The organism is Streptomyces sp. NPDC053755 (assembly GCF_040677675.1).
In the GTDB taxonomy this organism is placed as follows: domain Bacteria; phylum Actinomycetota; class Actinomycetes; order Streptomycetales; family Streptomycetaceae; genus Streptomyces.
Window position 1 is genome coordinate 1 of the sequence record NZ_JBFASK010000075.1, and the last position, 5,638, is coordinate 5,638.

Sequence of the window (5,638 nt, forward strand, 5' to 3'; positions counted from 1 at the left end):
GAAGGCGCGCGCGGTGAGCGGGTGGAGGTGGATCGGGTTCCGGTCCCCGGGCACCGCCACCACGGCCGCCCGGCCCCGCGCGTGAACCGCACGGCGGGGGGAGGGCGGTCGCGAGGTGCGCGGTCCGGAGGGGCGGGCGTGAGGTGCGCCCCCCGTCAGGTGACGGCCGGGGCGGGGCTGCGGTCCACCAGGACCAGGGCGTGCTGGACGACCGCCACCAGGACGTTCTTCACGGACTCGCGGTCGCGCGCGTCGCACATCAGCAGCTCCACCTCGGGGTCGAGGTCCAGCGCCCCGCGCACGTCCTCCGCGGAGAACCGCCGCGCTCCCTCGAAGCAGTTGACCGCCACGGTGAAGGGGATCCCGCGCCGCTCGAAGTAGTCGATCGCCGCGAAGCTGTCCTCCAGGCGGCGGGTGTCCGCCAGGACGATCGCCCCGAGCGCACCCTGCGCCAGCTCGTCCCACAGGAACCAGAAGCGGTCCTGGCCGGGCGTGCCGAAGAGGTAGAGGACCAGGTCCTCGCGCAGGGTGATGCGTCCGAAGTCCATGGCGACCGTGGTGGTCGACTTGGACTCCACTCCGTGCAGGTCGTCGACGGGCCGCCCCGCCTCGCTGAGGACCTCCTCGGTGCGCAGCGGCCTGATCTCGCTGACGGCACCGACGAGGGTCGTCTTGCCGACCCCGAAACCGCCCGCGACCAGGATCTTCAGGGTCACCGGTTCGACGAGCGGCTTCTTGCGGCTAGAGCGCCCGAAGGCCATTGATCACCTCGCGGAGAATGCTCACGTCCGGCAGCTCGGCCGGCGGAACGGGGCGGGTCACATGGACGAGTTCGTCCTCGACGAGATCGCCGACGAGGACACGTACGACTCCGACGGGAAGATCGAGTCCGGCGGCGAGTTCGGCGATCGACTGGGGTGTCTCGGAGCAGAGTTCGACGATCTCCACGTGTTCCGGGGAGAGCGTCTGGTCACGGCCGGGGTCGTCGGCCGCCGGCTCGGGCACCACCAGTGCGATCAGGTCGAGGCGGTGACGGGTGGCGGCGCTGGTCCGGCCGCGGGTCATCGCGTACGGACGGACCACCGGCCCGGCGTCGTCGTCGAACCAGTGGTGGGCCCGGTCCGGCCCCTGGTCCTGGTCCTTCAGGTCTGCGTCACTCATACCGTCCCCCCACTCATCCTCCGGCGGGCAGGCCCGAGCGGGGTGCCGTGGTGAGGTGGACCCCGACGCGCTTGACCATCAGTGTCATCTCGTAGGCGACCTGCCCGACGTCGGACTCGGCGTCCGCGAGGACGGCGAGGCAGCTGCCGTCACCGGCCGCCGTCACGAAGAGGAAGGCGTCCTCCAGTTCCACGACGGTCTGCCGGACCCTGCCCGCCTCGAAGTGGCGGCCGACTCCCTTGGCGAGGCTGTGGAACCCGGAGGCGACGGCGGCGAGGTGCTCACCGTCCTCGCGGGTCAGATCGGCCGAGGCACCGGTGGGGAGTCCGTCGCTGGAGAGCACCAGAGCCTTGCGGATGGATCCGACCCGCTGGACCAGCTCGTCGAGAAGCCAGTTGAGCTCGCCGTTTCCGGAGGTGCTGGGTGCTGCGGCGTTCGGTGCGGTCATCGACCGTCCCCCTCGGGTGTCGTTCCTGGTGCTGTCGTCTCTGCGTTCTGCCGTCGTCCGCGCTGCCAGCCGCGCTGCATCGACGCCATGCGGCTGCGCACTTCCTCGGCGTCCCGCTCGAAGTCCGCGTGCGGCGCGTCGGCGGACGCCGACACCTCGCGCTCCCGCGCGCGCTCCCCCGAGTCGCGCAACTGCGGCGCGAGGCTCGCCTGACGGACCCTGCGGGGCAGTCCGCCGAACGGCGCGGGTCCCTCGGGCGGTACTCGGCCTCCGGGCGGTACTCGGCCTCCGGGCGGTACGGGGCCTTCCGGCGGTACGGGCACCAGCAGGGGCGGGTTCCCGCTCCCGGGTTCCCTCGGAGAGCCGTGCCGCGGTACGGAGGGGGCGTCCTGCTCCGCTACGGGCGGGGTGCCTCGTTCCGGTACGGGCGGGGCGGCGCGTTCGGGTACGGGCGGGGCGGCGCGCTCGGGCCGCGGCCCGGGAGTCGCGGGGTCCTCGGAGTCGCGGGAGCCGTGGGCGTTCCGCGCGGATCGGACGCCCTGGGCGTCCTGTACGGAGGAGGGGTGGGCGCGGCCCGGCTCGTCGACGCGTCGGCCGTGGTCCACGACGAGCGTCGGGGGGCGGCGGCGGGGCAACGGCACGGGGCCGTCGTCGGCTGCGCGGCCGAACGGCCGCTCGGAATCCTGGCCCGGGATCCGGCCGAACGCCTGACCCGGTGTTCCGGCGCCCCGCCGGCCCGATGCCCAGCCGGCCGCCCTGCCCGACACGGGTCCGGCCGGGGTGTCGGGGGCCTGCTGGTGCTGCTCACCTTCGGCCGCCGCGGCGAGAGACGGGCGCGCCCCGTCGCGGCGCCGGAGCTCGCGGGCCCGGAAGAGGCCGCCGCGCTCGCTCTCGGTGTCGAGCAGGTCGGCGGACCGGTCGAGCACGTCGTCGAAACCGGCGTCCCCGAGCGGCGCTTCGAGCTCGACGGGACCGTTGAGCGGGCTGCCCGAGGAGGCGTCCAGGGAGCGGCGTCCGTCCCCGGGTCCGCCGAGGAGGGAGGCCGATGCGGGGCGCCCGGCACCGGTGGAGCCGCGCGTGCCGTGCGGGACCTCGGTGAGCGCGGCGCGCCGGACCGGCAGCGCGACGGCGTCGCCAGGGCCCTCGCCCACCAGGGCGTCGTCCGCGCGGTCGAGGCTCTTGCGGTCCAGGCGGAAGCCGGCGCCCTGGGTCTCGGGGGCGTCGGTGAGCAGCGCGGCCGGGATGAAGACGACCGCGGTGGTCCCTCCGTACGGCGAGGGCTGGAGCGAGACGCGGACGTTCTGGCGCTGGGCGAGCCGGCTGACCACGAAGAGGCCGAGGCGGTCGGTGTCCGAGAGCTCGAACTCGGGGGTCTCCGCCAGGCGGAGGTTGGCATCGAGGAGGGCGTCGGGGTTCATCCCGAGGCCGCGGTCGTGGATCTCGAGGGTGAAGCCGTTGGCGACCCGCTCGCCGAGCACCTGCACGGCGGTGTGCGGGGGCGAGAACACGGTGGCGTTCTCGAGGAGTTCGGCGATGAGGTGGGTGAGGTCGGCGACGGCGGGGCCGCCCACGCCGAGGCGCGGCAGACGGCGGACCTCGATGCGTTCGTAGTCCTCGACCTCCGCGACCGCCGCCCGTACGACGTCCATGAGCTGGACGGGCTTGCGCCACTGGCGGGAGGGGGCGGCGCCGGAGAGGATCACCAGGCCCTCGGCGTGGCGGCGCATGCGGGTCGTCATGTGGTCGAGCCGGAAGAGGTCGGCGAGCTCCTCGGTGTCCTCGGTGCGCCGCTCCATGGTGTCGAGGAGGGTGAGCTGCCGGTGCAGCAGGACCTGGTTGCGGCGGGCGAGGTTGACGAAGACCTCGGAGACGCCGCGGCGCATGTCGGCCTGTTTGACGGCCGCTTCCACCGCGGCGCGCTGCAGGGTGTTGAGGGCCTGGCCGACCTGGCCGACCTCGTCGTCCTCGTACCGCAGGTGCGGCACCTCGGTCTCGACGTCGACGTGCTCGCCGGCGGCGAGCCGTCGCATGACGCTGGGGAGCCGGACCCCGGAGACCTCCTGGGCCTCCTTGCGCAGCCGGCGCAGGTCGCGGACCAGTCCGCGGCCGACGCGGACGGAGACGACGAGGGAGACGAGCAGGGCGAGGAAGCCGAGGACGCCCGCGACTCCGGCCTTGAGCAGGACGCTGTAGGCGGCGGGCTGGACCCGGTCCTGGTAGCGGTCGCCGGCGGCCGTGTTCTCCCGGGCGAGGTCGTCGAGGACCGGCCCGGCGAGGTCCGCCCAGCGCTCGGCGGTGACGGAGCGGGGGTTCTTGGTCTCGCCGCCGCCGATCAGGGCTTCCTCGGCGCGGCGCAGGGGCGCGGTGGAAGGGCCGGCCCAGTAGCGCTCGAACTTCTGGCGCTCGGTGGTGGGCAGGAGTTCGAGGCTGGTCTCGTAGAACTGCTTGCGGTTGGCGACGAGGTCGGAGATCTTGCGGATCTCCTCGGCGGTGACGCGCTCGGCGATGAGCGCGGACATGACGAGCGCGTCCTCGCGGGAGAGCAGTTCGCGGCCGCGGACGACGCCGACGAGGGCGCGGCCCTGCTTGTCCATCTCGACGTTCTCGAGGGCGTGGAGCGTCAGCAGGAAGCCGTAGCAGGGGTCGACGAGGCGGTTGTAGAAGTCGAGGGCCTGGACGCGTCCGATGCTGCGGTTCTCCACGGAACGGCGCAGGGAGTCGAGACCGTCCAGCGCTTCGAGGAGGGAGGAGAGCCGCTGGGAGGTGACGGGGCGCATCTCCTCCCGCACACCGGAGTCGGCGGCGTTCTCCCTGATCCTCGCGATCTGGCGGTCGGTCGCCTCGCGTTGTACGCGCAGGGTGGTGAGCGCGTCCGATGCGCGGGGGTCGGCGAGGTAGATCAGCGACTGGCGGCGTTCCTTCTGGATGACACGGACGGTGTCCTCCAGGGGATAGCCGATCTTGTCGACGATGTAGCCGACGTCGAGAAGCTGGTCCGCCTCGCGGCCGGTGAGCGTCGTCGCGAAGCCCCAGAGACCGGTGAGCGAGAGGAGGGGAACGAGCAGCAACGCCACGATCTTCCGGCGGATGGACTTCCCGCGAAAGCGCATGGCCTCCCCCAGCTCGGCCTCCGCCCGGCGCGGAGGACTCCGACGTCGACGCGCGGGCGTCAACTCGCGGCGTCAACACACGGCGTCAACCTTCACCTTCGACGAACCGCTGCGCGAGCCTACTACTGCATCACAGCCAATCCGAAGGCATGTCCGGGCGATTTTCAGCCTGTCGAGTGAGTGTTGATCATGAGATGTCCTGGTATTCGAGGAGTTGCGCTCGGCGGTGTGGCGCAGGACACCTGGCCGCGCGTCACCTCCTCTGCCAGGACAGATGGCTGGAACTTTTCGTTCCGGTCGAGGTCGGGACGAAACCTTTTCCCTTTCTGGTTCGTCATTCTGCATAGGGGGGTTGTGTCCGCGTAAAGCGGCTCAAGACGGGCAGCAGCCACCCTGGGAGACTTTCAGCGGTGGGGAGTGACGGAACCATGGATCAAGAGGCGCGGGCGACGCGTCAGTTGTGGGTGGAGGACGAGAAGGGCAGGCGCCGGATGCCCGATCCGGTGCGCACGGCCGCCGTGCGGGCCGTGCTGCTCACGTCGGTGACGCTCATCCAGGCGATGGTGGCCTTCTTCGCCGCCTTGAGCGGTTCGTGGCTGGCGTTTCCGATGCTGCTCACGTCGGTGGCGAGCACGGTCGTGGCGACCTGGAGCGTCCTCGACGTGTGGGTGACGCGCCAGGTGTGGCGGCAGCGGAACGGCGTCGTGTCGGAGCCGAGCAGTACGGCCCGTCAGCTGCGCCGGGAGCGGCGCCGGGCGGAGAAGGCCGGCCGGGTGCCGGAGAACGAGCCGGGCCAGGTCGCCCCGGAGCTGCGGCGGCCGGAGACGGCACGCCTCCCCGAGGCGGCCTGACCGTACGGACAGGGTGGTGGAAGCGCTGCCAGGCGCTCGCGCCGTCCATCTCGGCGGCCTCGTACAGC

General features: G+C 72.4%; 5 protein-coding genes. 1 reads left to right on the forward strand and 4 read right to left on the reverse strand.

Going from position 1 to position 5,638, the window contains the following annotated elements:
* Positions 1-155: 155 nt before the first annotated feature.
* Genes AB0K65_RS32210 through AB0K65_RS32225 form a run of 4 tightly spaced genes read right to left on the reverse strand, consistent with a single transcriptional unit; the run spans position 156 to position 4,719 of the window.
* Positions 156-761, reverse strand: coding sequence for an ATP/GTP-binding protein (locus AB0K65_RS32210; RefSeq protein ID WP_365722832.1), 606 nt, complete (start codon positions 759-761; stop codon positions 156-158).
* The gene (locus AB0K65_RS32215) at positions 742-1,161 is read right to left on the reverse strand and encodes a DUF742 domain-containing protein (protein ID WP_365722834.1); all 420 of its coding nucleotides are present in this window, start codon (positions 1,159-1,161) and stop codon (positions 742-744) included. The genes AB0K65_RS32210 and AB0K65_RS32215 overlap by 20 nt, the downstream gene beginning before the upstream one ends.
* Positions 1,162-1,174: 13 nt before the next feature.
* Positions 1,175-1,609, reverse strand: coding sequence for a roadblock/LC7 domain-containing protein (locus AB0K65_RS32220; protein WP_365722836.1), 435 nt, complete (start codon positions 1,607-1,609; stop codon positions 1,175-1,177).
* A complete protein-coding gene (locus tag AB0K65_RS32225; protein WP_365722838.1) occupies positions 1,606-4,719 on the reverse strand; it encodes a nitrate- and nitrite sensing domain-containing protein in 3,114 nt (1,037 codons plus the stop codon). The genes AB0K65_RS32220 and AB0K65_RS32225 overlap by 4 nt, the downstream gene beginning before the upstream one ends.
* A gap of 428 nt (positions 4,720-5,147) precedes the next feature.
* Between AB0K65_RS32225 and AB0K65_RS32230 the strand changes: the two genes are divergently transcribed.
* A complete protein-coding gene (locus tag AB0K65_RS32230; protein ID WP_365722840.1) occupies positions 5,148-5,570 on the forward strand; it encodes a hypothetical protein in 423 nt (140 codons plus the stop codon).
* The last annotated feature ends 68 nt before the right edge of the window (positions 5,571-5,638 follow it).

Excerpts from the sequence above, each read along its gene's own strand:
- AB0K65_RS32210 (WP_365722832.1), bottom strand. The coding sequence starts at position 761 with ATGGCCTTCGGGCGCTCTAGCCGCAAGAAGCCGCTCGTCGAACCGGTG.
- AB0K65_RS32220 (WP_365722836.1), bottom strand. The coding sequence starts at position 1,609 with ATGACCGCACCGAACGCCGCAGCACCCAGCACCTCCGGAAACGGCGAG.
- AB0K65_RS32215 (WP_365722834.1), bottom strand. The coding sequence starts at position 1,161 with ATGAGTGACGCAGACCTGAAGGACCAGGACCAGGGGCCGGACCGGGCC.
- AB0K65_RS32225 (WP_365722838.1), bottom strand. The coding sequence starts at position 4,719 with ATGCGCTTTCGCGGGAAGTCCATCCGCCGGAAGATCGTGGCGTTGCTG.
- AB0K65_RS32230 (WP_365722840.1), top strand. The coding sequence starts at position 5,148 with ATGGATCAAGAGGCGCGGGCGACGCGTCAGTTGTGGGTGGAGGACGAG.